Consider the following 20,275-nt stretch of genomic DNA (forward strand, 5'->3'; position numbering starts at 1 on the left):
TTTAGGAAAAAATATGGAAACAGACAAGCAATTAAATGAAATAGCGAAAAAGGTCGCTTTCAATGAGTTAATGATTAAAAAGAGAATGGTTTTCATTACACTTATTTATCAGTCACAACTTTTTAATAAACCACTAAACAGTGAATATATTTTTGAAAACTCAGCATTTAGTGACTCGCAAATGAAAGTTATTGAATTGTTAGAAAAAAATATCCCAACAATTCAAAAAATTATTCAATTCTATCTTTTAGACAATTGAACTTGAGATAGAATTCCAGCCTTAGCAAGAGCGATTTTAATTTACGGTGTTTTTGAAATGCGTAAAAATGATCCTAAAATTGTCATAGATACAATGATTAACATTGCTAAGATTTACAATGTTAATTACAAATTTGTAAACGCTATTTTGGATAAAATTAATAAAGATGATAAAAAGTAACTATATTAAACAAACTGTTGCAAAAATAAACTTGATTTTGGTAAAAAATCAGGTTATTTTAAAATATCGTCAAAGATTTAGAAACAAACAAATGCGCTTCCTGATTTCAAAAATTTTGATTTTATTCGATACTAACTATTCAATTAATAAGCTGGCCGAAGTAGAAATAGAATTAATGAATAGTAATTTCCAAAAGAACATGTTTTTAACTATTTTACTTAATCATGTCAACTCAATCGATGAAAAATTTCAGTCGTGTGATTGAAAATCTTTTGGAAAGTTTCTTTACTACATTTTCAAAACATCAACTTACTATTATGATGTTAAACATCAAGTACCCAACATTTTTGAAATCCATGGAATAACTAGTTCAAATGCTCGAAAAAGAGACTTGTTCAATGATTTTTGTATGTCATTGGAAAAGGTAACTCCTGACTTTAATTATTATGTGAGGTTAATTTTAAAATGAGTAAAATAACCAAACAACGATTAGATATATTGATTAGCAACAAATTTGAATTAGAATTAAGTGAAGCTGATTTTCAAATTCGAATTGGCAATGTTTTGGTTAATGGAAACAAAGAAATTCTTCCTTCATTAAAATTCCGCCCTGATATAAAGCTGGACTTAATTAATCAAAAAGAATTTGTTTCTCGAGGAGCATATAAATTAAAAAAAGCTATCGAAGAATTCAAGATAATACCTAAAGATTTTGTGTGTGTTGATATTGGGTCGAGTACTGGTGGTTTTGTGCAAATTTTATTGCTCAACGGAGCAAAAAAAGTCTATGCAGTTGACGTAGGTTTCGATCAGCTGCACTACACATTAAAAAATGATAATCGAGTCATAAATATGGAAAAGACCAATCTTAAGACTCTAACTAAATCTTCATTTACTGAAAATATTGACTTAGTTGTGACTGATGTTAGTTTCATTTCGCTTAAACACGTGTTTGAAGTTTGTAAAGATTTTTTAGCTTCGAAAAAGCAAATAGTTGCTTTGATTAAACCGCAATTCGAAGCAAGCTCAAAATACGTTTCTGAAGGTGGATATGTTGAAGAACAACATCACGAGTTTTTAATTAATCGAGTAATTGAATATGCAAAAGAGTGCAGTTTCAAGTTCCTGGCAATTCAAAAAAGTCCTATTTTGGGTAATAAATCGAAAAATATTGAGTATATTTCACTATTTGAAAAGGAGTAAAAAATGGATTATAAGAAATTTTTTCCAATGCTGCAAAATAATGACATTGCTTATTTAGATAATGGCGCATTAGGTTTGAAACCGGAAGTAGTTTGTCAAGCTGGTAATGATTTTTATACTAAATTTTCGATCTCAACTCGAACAAAAGACTCAAGACTAGGATTGGAAGTTAGCGACATAGTTAATCAAACTCGTCAAAAAGTCGCTTCTTTTTTTGAAGCTGATTGAAAAAAGACAATTTTTTACTCAGGAGCAAGTGAAGCACTCAACCAAGTTGCTATGATGTTAGCAGATTTAGTCAATGAAGGTGATGAAATTTTACTTTCTTTATACAATCATGCGAGCAATGTTTTGCCATATTTTTATTTCTTAAAAGACAAAAATGTTAATTTTGTATATTTCACCACACAACAAGATTTAATGCAAAAAATTAATAAAAAAACTAAAATTGTTGCCCTTAGTCAGCAAACAAATAATCTTAACGAAAAATACGAATTAGACTCAATTTATCAAGCATGTTTAAAAAATGATGTGTATTTGGTTAACGATGCTGCACAAGCTGCGCCACACACTAAAGTAACTATCAAAAATTGTGATTTTATCGCTGTTTCTGCAAACAAAATGTATGGTCCAACAGGTCTTGGAGTTTTATGTATAAGTGATCGTGTTTTTTCATTTGTAATGCCTAAAAAATTTGGTGGTGGAGCTGCAAAATCGTTCAGTAATCCAAATTATGATATGGACTACAGTGCATATGAAGTAGGAACCTTAAATCTTGCTGGGATTTATCAGTTTAACAAAGCTATTGATTTTATTAATGAAATTGGTTTTGATAAAATGAATGAAAAAATGTATTCTTTATCTACAAAACTGCATGAAAAACTAACTAAAGTGCCAAATATTATTTTGTATTCTAAGCCTGGTGATAATATTTGTTTATTTAACATCCAAAATGTTAGTTCACAAGATGTTGCTTCGTACTTAGGACACCGTGATATCTACGTTCGTAGTGGAACTTTTTGTGCTTATTTACTTGAAATTGATCCTAATTTTCATGGCACAATGGTGAGAGCCTCACTTGCCTTTTACAATGATGAAAAAGATATTGAAAGACTGATAGAAGCTTTAATCAATGGAGGTGATTTTCTTGACTTCATTTAGTGATCAACAAAAAAGGGATTTAATTTATCAACACTATTTGACCCCAAACAATAAAAGTGAAACACTTAGTGGTTTGCAAGGACAAGCTTACTCAAGAAGTGGGTGTGCTGATAATCTTGAAATTGGTTTAGTGGTGGAAAATAACGTTATTAAAAATGCTCAATTTAGTGGTAGCGGTTGTTCTATTTTTATTTCTTCAACTGATTTGGTTTTAGATTTAATAAAAAACAAAAGTACTGAAGAAGTTAAAGAAATTTTGGAAAACTATGAGTCGATGATTAACCAAAATCACACGGAAAACAAGGAATTATTGAATAACTTAGTAGTTTTTGAAAATGTTAAAAAACACTTAAATCGTGTTGAGTGTGCTTCACTTATTATCAGAGCAGTCAAAAAGGCATTAAACCTTGAATAATAAAATTTACTTCCATATTGATATGGATAGTTTTTTTGTATCTTGTGAAAGAGCAATCAGACCAGATATAAAAAATGTACCGATTGCAATTTCTAAAAATACTAAACGTTCAATTGCTACTGCTTTAAGTTCTGATGCTAAAAAATTAGGTGCTAAAGTAGGTGAGCCAATCTACGTTACCAAACAAAAAATTCCTAACCTTTTGGTTTTGGAACCAAGACTAGATTATTATCGTTCTGTGAGTGCTAGAATTTTTGAACTAATAGCAACAAAATTTAGTAAAAACATTGAAGTTTATTCAATTGATGAGTGCTATCTTGATGTTAGTGATGTGATACAAGATTATTCTTCTCCTATCGAATATGCCAAAATCATTCAAGACACAATTTGGAATCAACTTAACATACCTTGTTCAATAGGAATTAGTTACAACAAATTTTTAGCAAAAATGTCTACTAATCTTGCTAAGCCACACGGAATAGTTTTTACTGAAAAAGAAGACATTGCTAATAATTTTTACTCACTAGATATTGGTGATTTTTTCATGATTGGTAGAAAAAGTACACAAAAACTCAAAGCAGTAAATATCAATACAATAGGCGATTTTGTATATTGCCAGAATACTGCTTTATTACGTTCAATACTGGGTGTTAACTTTTACGGCTTTCAGCAAATGGCAAAAGGGATAACAGTTCAATCACAAGAAGCAAAACCAACTGAACTAAAAGGAATAGGTCAATCTACAACCTTTATGCAAGATGATATTTTTGATGAAGAACATCTCAAAAATGTTCTTTTGTCCTTAACTAAAAAAGTTGTAAATCGTTTGAAAATAAGAAATTATCTATGTTCCGTAGTTTCTGTTCAAGTTCGTAATCAAGATAAAAGTTGAAATATTTTTCAACGTAATATCAAGGTACCAACAAACAATCTCGAAGATATTTTTAAAGCTTGTTTTAAACTTCTAAAAGAAAATTGAGATGGTGAACCACTAAGAGGAATAGGATTAAGAGTTCACAATTTAATTTCTTCACAAGACAATGAAACACCTTTTTCGCTTTTCGAACAAGAAAAAGAAAATGATAGCAAAGCCATTATCGATAAAATTAATTTTTCACTTGGCTCAAAAACGCTTTTTACTGGCCAAGAACATGAAAATATGCAAAACGTTCGTGCTGACCAAATCAAATTCAGCATCAATGACTATGACAATAATGATTTAATTGATATTGACCAATCAATTTTGAAAAAATAACTGTGACTATACTTGCAAGTGTAGTCTTTTATTTTTAGACTTGAAATTTTTTATAGTTGTGTAAAATGATAAAAGATATATTTGCCTAACAAACAAATATTGATGTCACATAATAATTACAACTGCACAAAATAAGAAAGGAAACAAGATGAAAATAGGTTTATTTGGCGGAACTTTTGATCCCATCCACAAAGGACACATTTTGATTGCTCAACATGCTTGTAAAACACTAAATTTAGACAAAATTATTCTTATTCCTGCTAATCAAAATCCCGATAAAAAAAATCAACCTTCTGCTTCTAATCAAGACCGTTACAACATGGTTAAAATTGCTATTCAGGATTTTGATAATTTTGAAGTTAGTGATTTTGAAATCAAAAGAACAGGACCTTCATACACATTCGAAACACTGAAATACTTTAAACAAAAATATTCACAAGATGAATTGTTTTTCATTCTAGGTTCTGACAATTTAAGTTCTTTAAACAAGTGACAAGGTGTTAATGATTTCAGTAAGTGAGTGAAACTTGTGTGTTTTCGTCGTACTAAGAATTTTTCTAAAATTAATGCAAAAAAGTATAACGTTTTGATTTTGGATAACCCACTATGAGATTTTGCAGCAACTGAATATCGTCAAGGTAATATCAAAATTGTTGATTCAAGGGTTCAGTCATACATTGGGAAAAACTTTTTATACGCTCGCGATTTAATTCTTAACACTCTTTCAATTTCAAGAAATAGTCACTGCTTTTCAACTGGAGAATATGCAGCTCAACTTGCTAAACAGTTAAATTATGATGTTAAGACTGCTTATTATGCTGGTTTGCTACACGATATTACTAAAGAATGAACTAACGAACAACACGAGCAAATGATTCAAAAATATGGACTAAATGTTAAGGATTATCATCCTTATCAATACCACCAATTAACTGCCTACTTGTTTCTTAAAAATGAATACAAAATCACTAACAAAAGCATTCTTCATGCAATCAAACATCACACTACTTTGAGTATAAAACCAACAACTTTAGAAAAAATTGTTTATGTCAGCGACAAAATTGGTCCAGGTAGAAGATGACCTGGCATTCAAAAATTACGTCAGGATGTAGAACAAAACTTTGATTTAGGTTTTGCAAACTTGGTTGCTTCAATTTGAGAATTCTTAACTTCTGAAGGACAACTTATTGATGCAAAACAACAAAAAATTTATGCTACAAATAGCAAGTTTACATTGTAAAGTTTTTTAGTAACAAAATAACAAAATAATTTATAATTAAAAACGTTACTTGTTGTAACCGTTCCAAACAGGTTTTAAGCATAGCACCTTAAGGGCGAGCCATCAAATAAGGAGGACATCTATGTTCGCTATTATTGAAACTGGTGGAAAACAACTAATTGTTAAACCAGGAGATACAATTTTCATCGAAAAAATCGATGGAGAAGCTGGTAGCAAAGTAACTTTTGACAAAGTAGTTGCTCTAGAATCAAAAATCGGAGCACCATATGTTGAAGGAGCTAGTGTTACTGGAGTTATTGAAAAACAAGGAAAAGCTAAAAAAATCGTTGTGTATCGTCACAATGCTAAATCTACTCACAAACGTAAATTAGGACACCGTCAACCTTACACAAGAGTAAAAATTGAAGAGATCAAGGGGTAATTAGAACATGGCAAAGACAAAAGCAGGTGGAAGTACCCATAACGGTCGTGACTCGGCCGGAAGAAGACTTGGTGCTAAGTTAGCAGACGGACAATTTACATTAGCAGGTGGAATCATCTACCGTCAAAGGGGAACAAAAATTTTCCCAGGAAAAAACGTTGGTAGAGGAAATGATGACACCTTATACGCTCTTGTTGATGGTATTGTAAAATACGAAACAAGAAGAAACCGTAAATATGCTTCAGTTTACGAAGTAGAAGCTGAATAATTTTCAATAACCATCTAAGAGTGCCCATTGTGGCACTTTTTATTTAGAAAATAAAAATTAATTAAAAAAATGCTTGAAATCAGCATTTTTCAATGTCCAAAAATACCATTTTTTATTAAAGTGGGTTATAATTAGAAACGTAAAACAAGAAAATGATAGTTTTGCATAGTAAAACGTTGCTAAGTAAGGTACAAAAAAGTTGTGCCAATTTACTATTATTTTGGGAGTTTTAAATGTTATTAATAATTTGACTTTGAAACTATGTTTTACACTTTTAAAAAATAAAACAGTTTTATTATCGAAATGTTTTTCGAAAAACAAATACGTACAAAATACAAAATAAGGAGACTTTGTATGACAAAAAGTAAAAAAGTCGCAGTCATTACTGGACTTCTTTCTACTACAGCTGTTGGTATCTCGCTAGCATTTTTATCAGCAAGTTGTGGTGCAAGTCAAGAGTTAAAAGACTTAGGTACTAAGTTATTTGAAGCTCAAAAGTTATACGATGACAATTCAGCATTTGCTGAAGACTTGAAAGACTTTAAAAAAGCTATTGATGACGCAAAATCAATCAGCAACAAAGCTTCAAGTGAAGAATTAGTAGCAAAAACAAAAGAGTTAGAAGCTGCAATTGAAAAAGCTAAAGCCATTATTGCTCAAAAAACAAGCGAAGCAAGTGCAATGGTTCAAGAATACAAAAAATTGGTTGACTCATCAAAAGAACTATTAAATAATCTAAAAGCTAAAAGCTTAAGTGCAACCGATTTTGAAAAAGCAATTACAGACTCAGTTGCTAAAACCCAAGATCAAGATGAAAATGGAAAAACTAAAGACAAGGTTGACACAGATTCAGCTTGAAGAGAACAATATGCTGCCTTGACTGAAGCTAAAGCTAAAGCAAACAAACTATACCAAGTTGTTGTTTATAAAGAATTAGATAAAGAAGTTAAAGGTTACTTAGAAGGTTTAAATAAATCTTCATACGAAAACATCAAATCAACTTTACAAGCCGTTAAAGACGAACAAGGTAAAGTTGTTGAAGGTGCAAAAGAAAGTGAAGACGCAAAAGTTGTTGAAGCATACAACAAATTAAGTGAAGCATACAACAAAGCAAAAGAAGATCAAAAAATTATCGACAAACAAGATGAAATTCTTGCTAAAAAAGATGCTATTACATCACTTGCAACAACTGCTGACACTCAAGCACAAACATTTAAAAACGCCAAAGAAAGTCCTCGTTACGACGAAATTGCTGAAACATTGAGCCAAGCAGTTACAACAGCTACAAGTTATGTAGAATCAATCGGTGATGTAAGAACACTAGTTGATAATACTGCTTTAGATGCTAAATTGCAAGAAGTATCAAATCAATATGACACACTAGTAGCTGCTCTAAATAATGCTAAATTAGATGCAGTTAAAGCTGACTATAAAGTTGCTCAAACAGCTGCAAATGACTTATTATCAACAAAACTAAACGATGTTGATACAGATGAAAACATTCTTGATTCAAAGAGAGCATTAGTAAGCTCATACAAACAACAACTACAATCAAAACTAAGTGAAACTGATGCTACTGTTTCAACAGCACAAGCAAACCAATCAGGTTTTGGTGCTGTTAGAAAAGCTGCTATTGAATTGCAAAAACTAGTTGATTCAGTAGATAAAAACTATACTCTACAAGAATTCCTAAAAACAAGAAAAGACGTTGAAGACAGAAAAGCTCAACTAACTGAAGAAGCTTCGAAAGTTATTGTTAACCAAGCAAACTACACAGTTTGAGAAGAAAAAGGATTACCTGCTGATGTTGATAGAGATACAACAATTGACAGAGTTAACAGAAACCAAATTCAATCACAAATCGACTACCTAAGTTGAAGAATGAAAGAAGCTGTTGCAACAGATGAACTAAAAGCATACAAAGACTTGAAAAAAGTTGTAGAACAATGACTTGCTCAAGATAAAAGTAAAAATAATAACACTATAACAGACTATTCACAAGATTTAACAGACAAAAAAGCTGTTTTAGATGGAAGAGTTAATGAAATTTACGAAGCAATTAAAGCTTCAAAAGATGTAGAACAATCAACTGACAAACCAAACACAATTAAAGATGCTACTGACGCTCTACAAAAAGCATTAGACGATGCTAAAGTTGCTAAAAATCTATATCCATACACACAAGCAGTTAAAGCTGCAAATGCATTCATGGATGAAAACAAAGATTACCCAACAGCATTAGATGGTCTAAAGAAAGCTTTAGTTTCAGCTAAATCAAAACTTTACGACGAAAATGACAAACTAAAAGACAGTTATGAATCACAAGTTAACCCTGCTGCTCAAGAAATTCCAGAAGCTATTGAAAAAGCTAAAATTGAAGTAGCTAAAGCAAAATGACAAAAAGCTCTAGCAGACTTGAGTGTTCTACAATGCAAAATTGAAGCTTGAAATGGTAAATATGGTCAATATTCAAGTGCAACAAGTTCAGACACAAATGTTAACTATGATGTTCAAAAAGATCTAAAGGATACTTTTGATGAAAACAAAACAGCTGCAAATCCTGAAACTGTAGCAGATTATGAAACAAAAGCAAAAGCATTAAATGATGCAATTGCTAAAAATATTCCTTTATTCATTGATAATGCAAATAACTATATGCTAACAAAAGCTAGAGAATACTATGCTAAGAAAGAAACTGTAGCAACAAGAAGTCTAGCTAGATTCAATGATGAAGACAAAAAAGTTATACAAGAAAGAATTGATTTATATCGTCAATACGTTGATGAAAAATCAGTCGCTTCAAAAAACAAAAACAACAATATAACATTGAAGAAATATCGTTCAGTTGAAGAGGGCGAAAAAGTAGCTAACGAAATCATTGCTCTTGGAGATGATTTAGAAATCTTTGTATTTGCTCACAAATTACAAACACAAATGAACGATCTAAAAGCTTTAGTAAACAAAGCTTACATCTGATCAAATAAATCAATTAATGTTCAATCAGATGTTGCTGATGATTACAAATCAAACTTAACTATTGTCAAAAATAATGTTCTTGAAACTAATAAGCCTGTAACAGCGGATTCTGAATATGTTCTAGAAAACCTAGACGCTGAAGAATTATTCAAACGTATTTCAGAAAATGTTGATGGATACTCAACAATTAAACAAGAATTAGAAACAAGAATTAATGACTTCTTAAATGTTCTATCTAACAAAATTGATGCACCAGTGGTTGCTCCTACAACAAACGAAACTGAAGGGACAACAGAATCATCAGATACCCAAGCTCAACCTGAAGGTTCAACATACCCAAGTCTAAGATACAAAGTTATTGACTTAGTTGGTGGATCAGCTGCTGCATTAAGAGGTATTAAAGATTCATTTGAAAAAGCAAGAAAAGATAAAGCTTTAATTGATTGCCAAAACTTAATTGTTGAAACAAAAGCAATTTATGCTGAAAACCGAGATGTTGCTGACTTTGTATTTGCTCCATACTGAAAAATTTCAATTAAAGAATCAGTGGACCGTGTAGAAAGCTACATCACTGATAATTCTTACAAAACATGATCATGAGATCAATGAAAACAAATATTATTGTCAATGTACTCAACAAGAAACGTTGCTCAAAGAGCAGTTCCATTTGTTGAATTGAAGAAAATTTATGACAAATGAACAGCTAACGATGGTAAATTCTTCAATGACACACTTTCAGAAGATGACAGTGTTAAAGCTAAAGTTATGACATGAGGAATTGAAAAATATCAAGAAGTTCAAAAACACATGTTCCACACTGACTTATTAAAAAATGGTGTTGACCAAACACTTGCTGACATCCTAGCTAAAGTTAAAGCAATGAACAACTCACTAGTTAACTACCAATCAATGTACGATGATGTAATGACGGAAATTGTTAAAGCTAAAAAAACTGATGCAAGATTATCAAGATACCCTGAAGCAATTGCTATTTTAGATAAAGCTATTACTGATGCAAAAGCATTAGCAGAACCAGAACAACCAATCGTTGAAGATAAATTAAATGAAAAAAACATTCAAGATGCTATTGTTGTTCTAAGAAAAGCTATTGATGATGCTAAAGAAGTTGCAGCTCTAGCAGAAGCTAAAGAAAAATACTTCACAGATAAAGATGATGTATTTAACTTGATTAACTCATTACCAGATGATCAAAATACAAAACTAATCAAAATTAAATACCAAGCTGAATTCAATGAAATTGTTAAAGATGACCAATTATTTACAACATCACAACAATTCAAAGAACACGACGATATGCTACTTGCTCTACAAGTTAAAGCAAGCCAAAACATCGTTGTTAAAGCTTCAGAAGCCCTAAAAGAAATCAAATCAATTATTGACGACAAACTACTAGATTCAACTAACGGATACCAACAAGATATGCAATTTACTCCTTTCTATGGAGAAACATTAAAAGCATTCGTAACAAATACTCTAGAACCAGAATTTGTTAAAAATGCTTCATACCAAGCACAAGCAGATGTTGATCCAGTTAGAGAACTAATTAGCACAGGTGTTCTAAACTCAGTAGTTGACATGTATGTAAACCTATATGCATGAGGACAATCATCAGAATACAATTACTGATTAGCTAAAACTGACAAAGTTGAACTTTTAAACAACTCAGTTGTTCTAGAAGGTGGGCAAAAAGGTGTTCTATCAGCATTTATTGAAAATTACTACAAGCCAACAGAAGATAAATCAAGAATTTTTGCTAAATTGTCTTCAGATATGGCTAAATACTTCTCAAATCAACAATTCTACAATGCTACAAAATACTGACTATTAGATAATGGAAATTCAGCAAGAACAAAAGCAACTTCTGCAACAAGAATTAAATATTCAATGATTTCTCAAGGATACATTAAATTGTTACAAATTAAATATGACATCATGGATAAATTCATGGCATATGGAGATGCAACAAGACATGTAAACCTATCTCTAAAACAAACTCTAACAGATGAACAAATTAGAGATATTGCTGCTTACCGTGCACTATCTGCTGACTTTGTTGCTAGATCAAAAACTGAAGCTAACTTTGATATTTCTTCATTAGAAAATATTGAAAAAATGTATGATTTCTTGAACGGAAAACAAGTTCCACAAATCAACCAAGATGCTTCACAATCTAACCCAAGCGAAGAAAGCGTACAAAACTAATTTTCATTAATGAAAACATGCCAATAAACCGGCATGTTTTTTTAATTTTGCATTTTCATTTCTCAATTAATGGTGCTATAATTCAATTAACCCAAAATGAGACAAGTTATGAAATATTTTGATAAAAGATTTTTAAATTACTTAGGAAGAATTTTATTTTTATTTCACAGCTTTTTGCTTGTTAGTCTATTGGTTTTAGCCTTTGTTAAGACTCAAACCTATACATATTTGTGGGGTTATTTGGTAGGACTAACAAATTCTTTAGCAATATTAGTTGTGGATTATTGAATCTATAACAAGTTTGCAAATAAAAAATATAGTAAATTACAAGCAATCGGAATGGTTTATGTCAGTATTATCTTGACAGCCTGTATCTTGCTTGGACTTTTTTTGTTTAATCGTTATGTCACAAACAAAATCGGTTTTAGCCATTTACATGGTGGTTTATATCCAATCAATATTGTTTTTTATTGCCTTGCAATCACCGTTTTACCACTTTCGTTTTGCCTTGCATTTACTATCAGTAAAAAAAATAAGAGAAAGGAGATAAATGGACAAGATTTTTAATCATGGGCGACTATCTAATCCTCAAGCATGAGGACCAAAAGTATTATCTTTAAACCAATTATTTAGTTTAGCCGTTGTTTTCATCATGATTGTTTTAGCAAGCATAACACTTTACTTCATGATTCGTAAAACAAAAGAAAACGAAGTACCTTCGAAAATTGTTGTTGTAGTTGAAAGTTACATTTATTTTATTGAAGATTTAACTGACAATATGACAGATTCAAAACTAAATAAGTTTTCGCCATATTTCTTTGGTTTATTCATCTTTTTAGCCTTAGGTAACCTAGTCGGAGTCGCCGGACTCGCACCAGTCGGAACATCACTTACTTTCGTCTTGGCAATCACTTCCGTTACTTGAATTATGACTTTTGTTATTGGTATAAGTTGCCAAAAAATAAGATATTTTAAAGAATGATTAAATCCAATCAGTTGACCAGGTATTTTTTCACCTATTCTTTCACTTAGTTTCCGTATGTTCGGAAACATCACTGGTGGTGTTTTATTAATGCTTTTATTGCATGGTTTATTTACTTACTTATGACGTTTTGTTGTAGGAAATAATGAATCAGCTTTGACATTTAACGTTATAGCATTAATTATCATGCCATTTGCAAGTTTGTATTTTGACATGTTTGACTCGCTTCTTCAAGCATTTGTCTTCACGGTTCTGACAATGAGTTATTGAGCGACAGCCGTGGGTGAAGAAGTGAAAAAAGAAAAACGAAAAAAAATCAACCAACAAATGGAAACAATGGTTGTTAATCAAACCGCATAAAGGAGAATTTTATGAATACAGAATTAGTTACAAATTTATTTAACATTTCACAAATCAAAGACAATGGAACTGCTAGCGAAGCAGCAGGTCTAGCTTATGGTCTAGCTTTAGTTGGTGCTGGTATCGCAATGGTCGGTGCTGGTGGAGCCGGAATGGGACAAGGTTATTTAGTTGGTAAAACTGTTGAAGCAATCGGAAGAAACCCAGAAGCAAGATCAAAACTAACCAGCTTAATGCTTATCGGTCTATCATTCGTTGAAACTTCAGCTATTTACTGTTTAGTTATCTCATTCTTACTAATTTTCGTTTAATTTTATGCAAAACACAGCTTTAGTAGTTATGAAAGAAGAAACAGTTTCACAAAAACTAAGAGATATTTTCGAAACTTTTTCTTTCTCATGACCTTATTTTCTTTTTACTTTAACATTCTTTCTTTTAGCAGTCACAATTCTAGTTTTATTAGCATATCGTCCTGCTAAAAAAATGCTAAAAAGAAGACAAAACTATATTCAACAAAACATTGATGACGCTGTAAAAGCTAAAGAAGATGCTTTAAAAATTAAAAATGAAGCAAATGAATCGCTTTTAGACACATACAAAAGAATTGACAAAATGATTAATGATGCCAAAATCGACAGTGAAAAAATCATAGATGACAAAACTGAAGAAGCAAAAAACAAGGCACACTCAATCATCGAACAAGCTAACAATTCAATCACTAAAAGCTGAAGAGATTTTGAAAGTCAACAAAAGAAAATTATTGTTGAAAATGCAATCGAAATCAGCCAGAAAATTTTAGGAAGAGAAATCAAAGATGAAGAAAACAAGAAAATGATCCAACAATTGCTAGAAGAGGCAAACAATGAACTATAGTGAACAAATTGCTAACTATGCATTGGCCATTTATGAACTAGCAGATGAGGATAATAATCTTGAAAATATCTTCAATGATTTTCAAGCTATTGATATAGCAATTAACGAAAATAAAGAAATTTTAAAAATTTTAAAATCTTATTCACTTGAAGATGAGCAAAAATTCAAATTAATTGATGACATTATGCACAATGGACAACCAATCTTAATTGATTTTTTGAAAGTCTTAGTGCGTAATCGTACAATCGGTTTAACATGTGACATTTTTGCTAAATTCCAACAAATGTATTACGAAAAGAAAAATATCGAACAAGGAATTATTTATTCAACAATCAAATTAAGTGAACAAGAAATAAAAGATTTTGAACAAAAAATGACAACCAAATTTAACAAAAACATCATTCTCGTTAATAAACTTGAGCCAAATCTTATTGGTGGTATCAAAATCGTTATCGGGGATAATGTTGTTGACAATTCAATCCTGGCTCAGTTGAAAAAAATGAAGCAAACTATTTTAAATTAAAAGGAGGTAACCATGGCTTTAAAACCAACAAGCTTAAGTGCAATTATTAAAAATCAAGTCAAAAATTTTGCAAAGCAAATTGAAACAGCTGAAATTGGTGAGGTTGTTACCGTTGGAGATGGTATTGCTCTTATTAGTGGTTTAGATAACGCTAAACTAGGAGAACTAATTGCCTTTGAAAATGATGTTTATGGAATGGTTCTAAACTTAGAAGAAGAACTAGCCGGAGTTGTTATCTTAGGAAATGATGAAAAAATTACTGAAGGAAGCGAAGTTAAAAGAACTAATAAAGTTATTTCAACTCCAGTTGGAGATGGACTTTTAGGGCGTGTAGTGGATGCTCTTGCTAACCCAATCGATGGAAAAGGCCCAATTTCTGCTTCTTATTATTCAGAAATTTTCAAAGTTGCTCCTGGTATTATGACTCGTGAAGAAGTTAATCAACCACTAGAAACTGGAATCCTAGCCATTGATGCCTTAGTTCCAATTGGAAAAGGACAACGTGAACTAATCATCGGTGACCGTCAAACAGGAAAAACCGCCATTGCTATTGATACAATATTGAACCAAAAAGGTAAAAATGTTTTATGTATTTATGTTGCAATCGGACAAAAAAATTCAACTGTTAGCCAAATTGTAGAAACTTTAAAAGCTAATGATGCTTTAAGTTACACAACAATCATTAATGCTGGAGCTAGTGAAGCTTCACCATTGCAATATATTGCTCCATACACTGGAATCACTATTGCTGAAGAGTGAATGGAACACGGTAAAGAAGTTTTAATTATTTATGATGACTTATCAAAACACGCTGTTGCTTACCGGACACTATCATTGTTATTGCGTCGTCCTCCTGGACGTGAAGCATACCCTGGAGATGTTTTCTATCTACACTCACAACTTTTAGAGCGTAGTGCACGTTTAAACAAAGAAAATGGTGGTGGTTCATGTACTGCCTTACCAATTGTTGAGACTCAAGCGGGAGATATTTCAGCTTATATTCCAACTAACGTAATTTCAATCACTGACGGACAAATTTTTACTAAAGAAAGTTTGTTCAATTCAGGACAAAGACCAGCTGTTGACGTTGGATTTAGTGTTAGTCGGGTAGGGGGTAGTGCACAAATTAAAGCTATTAAACAAGTTTCAGGTTCACTAAAACTTGAATTAGCACAATACAACGAAATGCAAGCATTTGCTCAATTTGGTTCAGATCTTGATGAAAATACTCGTATGATCTTAGAACATGGAGCTAAAGTTTACGAATTTCTAAAACAAGCACAATACTCACCTTTAGACCAATATGACCAAGCATTATTGCTATTTTGTATCAAATATCGTTTAACTAACCCTATTCCAGTTGAGTATATTGCTTTATTTAAAAATGAAGTACTATCATTTTTCAAGCAAGACAAAAAAGCAATGTCACTAAAAATGAAATTACAACAAGACAAACAATTTGATAATGAATTAGTAGCAAATCTAAAAGAATTATTAACTGATTTTATTCTTAATACATTCTTAAAGACTATTCCTAACTACGATAGTAGTCAATACAACGCTATTCCTGCATAATGGCTGATTTATTAGGAATCAAACACAGAATTGAATCAGTAACAACCACTAAGAAAATTACTAAAGCAATGGAATTAGTGGCCACTGCCAAAATTGCCAAAATCAAAACCGATTTCAATAAAATAAATGTTTACTATGATCGGGTAATGGCTGTTTTTGACAACATTCTCTTACATGCTGAGGATATTAATAAAATCCTTAACTCACAATCTCCTAAAGACACAAAACCACAAAAACTTTATATAGTAATTGGTTCTGATTTAGGTCTTTGTGGTGCATACAATGCTAATTTATACAAAATGATTCGTGATTTAAACGATGAAAAACCATTATTTATTGTTTTAGGAAGTAAAATTCTTAACTTTTTAAACGAAAAATATGGTGATCAAGTTATTCAGTCATTTATTCACGTTGGAGATAGTTTAGACTATTCTTTGACACAAATCATTAGTCAAAAAATCTACGATGTGATTCAAAAAGTTCACATTTCAGAGGTAAATATCATTTACACTCAGTACATTAACTCAATCACTACTGAACCGAAAATTAAACAAATTTTTCCATTGCAGCACACTGGAAGAACACAAGAAATTAATCGCACCGATTTATCAATTTATGAACCAAGTGCAACTAAGATTTTGGCTTCTTCATTCATTATCTATTTTGAAGCAAGTATTTATTTGGCTTTAGCACATGCAAAATTAAGTGAAACTAGTGCAAGAAGAACTGCGATGGAAAATGCAACTGATAATGCAAATGAATTAATTGGCGAATTGCAATTAAATTACAACCGTTCAAGACAAGCAAAAATTACTCAAGAAATCACTGAAATCATCAGTGGTTCAAATTCTTAAGAAAGGAGTTATATGTCAGAAAATAAAAAAACAAACGTTGGAAAAATTGTTCAAATTTTAGGACCTGTTGTCGACGTTCAATTTAGTGAAGGACACGTTCCTTTTATCAACAATGCTTTAGTGCTAAATTTTGAAAATAAAAAGTATGTTTTCGAAGTAGCACAACAAATTGGAAATGACACAGTACGGACAATTTCAATGGACTTAACATTCGGTTTGCGCCGTGGACTAGAAGTTATTGACACTGGAGCGCCAATTAGTGTACCAGTTGGAGCACAAGTGCTTTCAAGAATGTTTAACGTTTTAGGGGATGCTATTGATGGCAAAAATTTCGACTATAGCAATGTTAAATATGAACCTATTTACCGCCCTGCACCTGCTTTTGAAGACCAAAAATCAACAATTGAAATTCTAGAAACAGGAATTAAAGTTGTCGATCTATTAATGCCTTATGTTAAAGGAGGGAAAATTGGTCTTTTTGGTGGAGCTGGAGTTGGTAAAACCGTTCTAATTCAAGAATTAATTAATAACATCGCTACTCAACACGGGGGAATAAGTGTTTTCGCCGGAGTAGGAGAAAGAACACGTGAAGGAAATGACCTTTACCACGAAATGGAAGCAAGTGGAGTTTTAGATAAAACTGCTTTAGTATTCGGACAAATGAACGAGCCTCCTGGAGCTCGGATGAGAGTTGCTTTTACAGCTCTAACAATGGCCGAACACTTCCGTGATCGTGAAAATCAAGATGTGCTTTTATTCATTGACAACATCTTCCGTTTCACTCAAGCTGGTAGTGAAGTTAGTGCTCTGTTAGGGCGTATGCCTTCAGCCGTTGGATATCAACCAACACTAGCAACTGAAATGGGTTCATTGCAAGAAAGAATTACTTCAACCAAACAAGGATCAATTACTTCGGTTCAAGCTGTTTATGTGCCAGCCGATGACTTAACTGACCCTGCTCCTGCTACAACCTTTACTCACCTTGATGCTAAAACAGTTCTTGACCGTAACATTGCAGCTTTAGGAATTTATCCTGCTATTGACCCACTTGCTTCAGGATCACGTCTACTAGATCCACAAGTAATTGGAACAGAACACTACAATGTTGCTCGTGGAGTTCAAAATATTTTACAAAGATTCAAAGAACTACAAGACATTATTGCAATTTTGGGAATGGACGAATTGAGTGAAGAAGATAAAAAAGTTGTTGCTCGTGCTCGTCGTATTCGGAACTTTTTATCACAACCATTCTTCGTTGCTGAAAAATTCTCAGGTTACCAAGGTAAATACATTAAATTAAAAGATACAGTTCGTTCATTCGGAGAAATCTTGGCAGGTAAATACGATGACTTACCTGAAGAAGCTTTCTTGTATGTTGGAACAATTGAAGAAGTAGTGCAAAAAGCACAAAAACTAGCAAATGGCAAGTAGTTTAATTTCAGTCACAATAACCACTCCTTATGGAAGTTTTTTAGAAACTAAAACAGATATTGTTACTCTAAAAACAACTGAAGGATACATTGGTTTACAAGCAAATTGTTTAGAATTTACCGCAGCTATTGTAACCAGTCAATTATTTGTTGGTGGTTCAGGAATTGATGCTTCAGAAAGAAAAGTTTTTTATGTTAATAAAGGTATCGTGCACTCACGTGCTGATAGAATTGACATCATTGTAAATAACATTTCAACAGAACCTTTAAACTTAAAAACTACTTATACTGAAGACAAAGACTCAAAAAAATACTCTTTTATCGAAGAAATCAATATCAAAAAAGCCTTGAACAATTCAAGATAATAGTAATTATCAAGGCACAACATATACTTAAATTTTGATTATAATAAAGTAAAGTCGCAACTTTGGTTTGCGACTTTTTTGCTATTTTTTTAGCTTCAGCAAAGACAACAAAAATATCAAATTTTGTTTCAAAAATGATCGGTTTTTTTTACTTTAATAGGTAGGAGAGACAAAATGAATGAAATTGTAAAATATTTTTCAATTAAATACAATGGTGATTGAGACAAAATTTACCATGCTTTAGAACAACAAGAACCTATTAAAGATGAAGAACTAGAAAATATTGAAGATAAATTTAGCAATTGCTTATCACTTTTTAATAGAAATTATCCCGATGAATTTTTACGTTTAGCTAAACCGCCTTTTACTCTGTTTTATCAAGGCAAAATACAAAATTTACATAATAAGAACAAATTAGCATTTACAGGAGCATATTTAGACACTAAGATAGAAGCCTTGATTGATATGGTGTTTGAAAAATTAAAAAATATTGATTGTAGCCTAGTGACCACAGTTCATAATGAAGTAGAACGCTACATATTTTGAAAATTTTATGATGCAAACAAACCAGTAATTTTAATTTCAACACTCGATACTCAAAGTACACTAGATAAACTAAAAATATCAGCTATAAATGACAATTTGGTGATTATCAGTGAATTATATAAACCAGTTAAGAAATTGGAAAAGAAACATTTTGAAGCAACCAAGCGATTATGTTCTTCGTTAGCAAGTAAGTTAGTTATTTTTTCTTCTTTAAAAGAGGATAAAAATATTGATAAATTGATCGACCATTTCATTGATAGAAATAAAGATGTATATGCATTTCCAAGCACTGAAAACGATGAAAAAAACAACAATAACGAACTTATAAATGAAGGAGCAAAAATGATTACCTCTTTTGAAATTTAGCCTTGTCATACCACCAAGCCGATTGTGTCTTTGTGATAAAATTAATATGGTAGAAAATACCTGAAATTTACAACTATTAGGAGACAAAATGACACCACACATTAATGCCAAAAAAGGCGACATTGCTAAACTAGTTTTGATGCCAGGAGATCCTCTAAGAGCAAAATTCATTGCTGAAAAATACTTAGAAAATCCTCGTTTAGTATCAAATGTTAGAAATGTTTTAATGTATACAGGTAAATACCACGGACATGAAGTTAGTGTCTGTGCCTCAGGTATGGGTATCCCTTCAATCGGGATTTACGCATATGAATTATTTAACTTTTATGATGTAGAATCAATTGTTAGAATTGGTTCAAGTGGAGCCTTCGTTGAAGATTTAGCTCTATATGATATTGTTTTAACAAAAAGCTGTTTTGGAGAAAACACTTCATTCAGAAAAGCTTTTTTAGGAACTGAAGAAAATATTGTTTATCCTTCAGAAGAATTAAATAATCAAATTTTAAAAAATGCTAAACAATTAAACATTCCAGTTCGTTTAGAACACGTTTATTCAGAAGATGCTTTTTACACAGATGTAGCAGTTGATACAAGAATTAAAAATTCACAAGGTGCTGTGTGTGTTGAAATGGAAAGTTATGGACTATTCACTGTAGCTGAAAAACTAAACAAAAAAGCAGCATGTATTTTAACAATTAGTGATAATCTTGTAACTCACCAATATACATCATCAGAAGAGCGTGAAAAAGCATTCAACAAAATGATGGAATTAGCATTATCATTGGCAGGTTAATTATGCG

21 protein-coding genes are annotated in these 20,275 nt (G+C 31.6%); all 21 read left to right on the forward strand.

What is annotated here, in order from left to right; translation table 4 throughout:
• Window positions 1-13 precede the first annotated feature (13 nt).
• Window positions 14-439, forward strand: a complete 426-nt coding sequence (locus ACWXVV_RS02230) for a transcription antitermination factor NusB (protein ID WP_438341664.1) — start codon at window positions 14-16, stop codon at window positions 437-439.
• Complete coding sequence (locus ACWXVV_RS02235; RefSeq protein ID WP_438341665.1) at window positions 426-917, forward strand: hypothetical protein; 492 nt, start codon at window positions 426-428, stop codon at window positions 915-917. The genes ACWXVV_RS02230 and ACWXVV_RS02235 overlap by 14 nt, the downstream gene beginning before the upstream one ends.
• The gene (locus tag ACWXVV_RS02240; RefSeq protein ID WP_455968015.1) at window positions 905-1,642 is read left to right on the forward strand and encodes a TlyA family RNA methyltransferase; all 738 of its coding nucleotides are present in this window, start codon (window positions 905-907) and stop codon (window positions 1,640-1,642) included. Before ACWXVV_RS02235 ends, ACWXVV_RS02240 begins: the two co-directional genes overlap by 13 nt.
• Before the next feature lie 3 nt (window positions 1,643-1,645).
• On the forward strand, window positions 1,646-2,803 hold the full coding sequence (locus tag ACWXVV_RS02245; protein WP_438341667.1) for an aminotransferase class V-fold PLP-dependent enzyme: 1,158 nt from the start codon (window positions 1,646-1,648) through the stop codon (window positions 2,801-2,803).
• Entirely contained in the window at window positions 2,790-3,218 is a 429-nt protein-coding gene (locus ACWXVV_RS02250; RefSeq protein WP_455984669.1) for an iron-sulfur cluster assembly scaffold protein, read from the forward strand. The genes ACWXVV_RS02245 and ACWXVV_RS02250 overlap by 14 nt, the downstream gene beginning before the upstream one ends.
• The gene (locus ACWXVV_RS02255) at window positions 3,211-4,473 is read left to right on the forward strand and encodes a Y-family DNA polymerase (protein WP_438341669.1); all 1,263 of its coding nucleotides are present in this window, start codon (window positions 3,211-3,213) and stop codon (window positions 4,471-4,473) included. The genes ACWXVV_RS02250 and ACWXVV_RS02255 overlap by 8 nt, the downstream gene beginning before the upstream one ends.
• Before the next feature lie 148 nt (window positions 4,474-4,621).
• The gene (locus ACWXVV_RS02260) at window positions 4,622-5,713 is read left to right on the forward strand and encodes a nicotinate-nucleotide adenylyltransferase (protein WP_438341670.1); all 1,092 of its coding nucleotides are present in this window, start codon (window positions 4,622-4,624) and stop codon (window positions 5,711-5,713) included.
• 121 nt (window positions 5,714-5,834) lie between these two features.
• The gene (gene rplU / locus ACWXVV_RS02265) at window positions 5,835-6,134 is read left to right on the forward strand and encodes a 50S ribosomal protein L21 (protein ID WP_438341671.1); all 300 of its coding nucleotides are present in this window, start codon (window positions 5,835-5,837) and stop codon (window positions 6,132-6,134) included.
• A gap of 7 nt (window positions 6,135-6,141) precedes the next feature.
• Window positions 6,142-6,402 carry a 50S ribosomal protein L27 gene (gene rpmA, locus ACWXVV_RS02270; RefSeq protein WP_438341672.1) on the forward strand — a complete coding sequence of 87 codons (261 nt, stop codon included), beginning with the start codon at window positions 6,142-6,144 and terminating at the stop codon, window positions 6,400-6,402.
• Window positions 6,403-6,756: 354 nt separating this feature from the next.
• Window positions 6,757-11,601, forward strand: coding sequence for a hypothetical protein (locus tag ACWXVV_RS02275; protein WP_456012475.1), 4,845 nt, complete (start codon window positions 6,757-6,759; stop codon window positions 11,599-11,601).
• 108 nt (window positions 11,602-11,709) lie between these two features.
• Window positions 11,710-12,168, forward strand: a complete 459-nt coding sequence (locus tag ACWXVV_RS02280) for a hypothetical protein (RefSeq protein WP_455984672.1) — start codon at window positions 11,710-11,712, stop codon at window positions 12,166-12,168.
• Window positions 12,152-12,943 carry a F0F1 ATP synthase subunit A gene (locus ACWXVV_RS02285; protein ID WP_438341675.1) on the forward strand — a complete coding sequence of 264 codons (792 nt, stop codon included), beginning with the start codon at window positions 12,152-12,154 and terminating at the stop codon, window positions 12,941-12,943. Before ACWXVV_RS02280 ends, ACWXVV_RS02285 begins: the two co-directional genes overlap by 17 nt.
• A gap of 11 nt (window positions 12,944-12,954) precedes the next feature.
• The gene (gene atpE / locus ACWXVV_RS02290) at window positions 12,955-13,254 is read left to right on the forward strand and encodes an ATP synthase F0 subunit C (protein WP_438341676.1); all 300 of its coding nucleotides are present in this window, start codon (window positions 12,955-12,957) and stop codon (window positions 13,252-13,254) included.
• A 28-nt stretch (window positions 13,255-13,282) separates the two neighbouring features.
• Entirely contained in the window at window positions 13,283-13,816 is a 534-nt protein-coding gene (locus ACWXVV_RS02295) for a F0F1 ATP synthase subunit B family protein (RefSeq protein WP_455968004.1), read from the forward strand.
• Entirely contained in the window at window positions 13,806-14,339 is a 534-nt protein-coding gene (locus ACWXVV_RS02300) for a F0F1 ATP synthase subunit delta (protein ID WP_455984673.1), read from the forward strand. Before ACWXVV_RS02295 ends, ACWXVV_RS02300 begins: the two co-directional genes overlap by 11 nt.
• A gap of 12 nt (window positions 14,340-14,351) precedes the next feature.
• Window positions 14,352-15,914 carry a F0F1 ATP synthase subunit alpha gene (gene atpA, locus ACWXVV_RS02305; protein WP_438341679.1) on the forward strand — a complete coding sequence of 521 codons (1,563 nt, stop codon included), beginning with the start codon at window positions 14,352-14,354 and terminating at the stop codon, window positions 15,912-15,914.
• Complete coding sequence (gene atpG, locus ACWXVV_RS02310; RefSeq protein ID WP_438341680.1) at window positions 15,914-16,768, forward strand: ATP synthase F1 subunit gamma; 855 nt, start codon at window positions 15,914-15,916, stop codon at window positions 16,766-16,768. Before atpA ends, atpG begins: the two co-directional genes overlap by 1 nt.
• A 12-nt stretch (window positions 16,769-16,780) precedes the next feature.
• Window positions 16,781-18,199, forward strand: a complete 1,419-nt coding sequence (atpD, locus tag ACWXVV_RS02315; RefSeq protein WP_438341681.1) for a F0F1 ATP synthase subunit beta — start codon at window positions 16,781-16,783, stop codon at window positions 18,197-18,199.
• Window positions 18,189-18,563, forward strand: coding sequence for a hypothetical protein (locus ACWXVV_RS02320; protein WP_438341682.1), 375 nt, complete (start codon window positions 18,189-18,191; stop codon window positions 18,561-18,563). The genes atpD and ACWXVV_RS02320 overlap by 11 nt, the downstream gene beginning before the upstream one ends.
• A gap of 174 nt (window positions 18,564-18,737) precedes the next feature.
• The gene (locus ACWXVV_RS02325) at window positions 18,738-19,475 is read left to right on the forward strand and encodes a DNA-processing protein DprA (protein WP_438341683.1); all 738 of its coding nucleotides are present in this window, start codon (window positions 18,738-18,740) and stop codon (window positions 19,473-19,475) included.
• Window positions 19,476-19,521: 46 nt separating this feature from the next.
• Window positions 19,522-20,268: a purine-nucleoside phosphorylase gene (gene deoD, locus ACWXVV_RS02330; protein WP_455967998.1), complete on the forward strand. Its 747-nt coding sequence runs from the start codon at window positions 19,522-19,524 to the stop codon at window positions 20,266-20,268.
• Window positions 20,269-20,275: the final 7 nt, after the last annotated feature.

This window comes from Mycoplasma sp. 3392 (assembly GCF_053851755.1).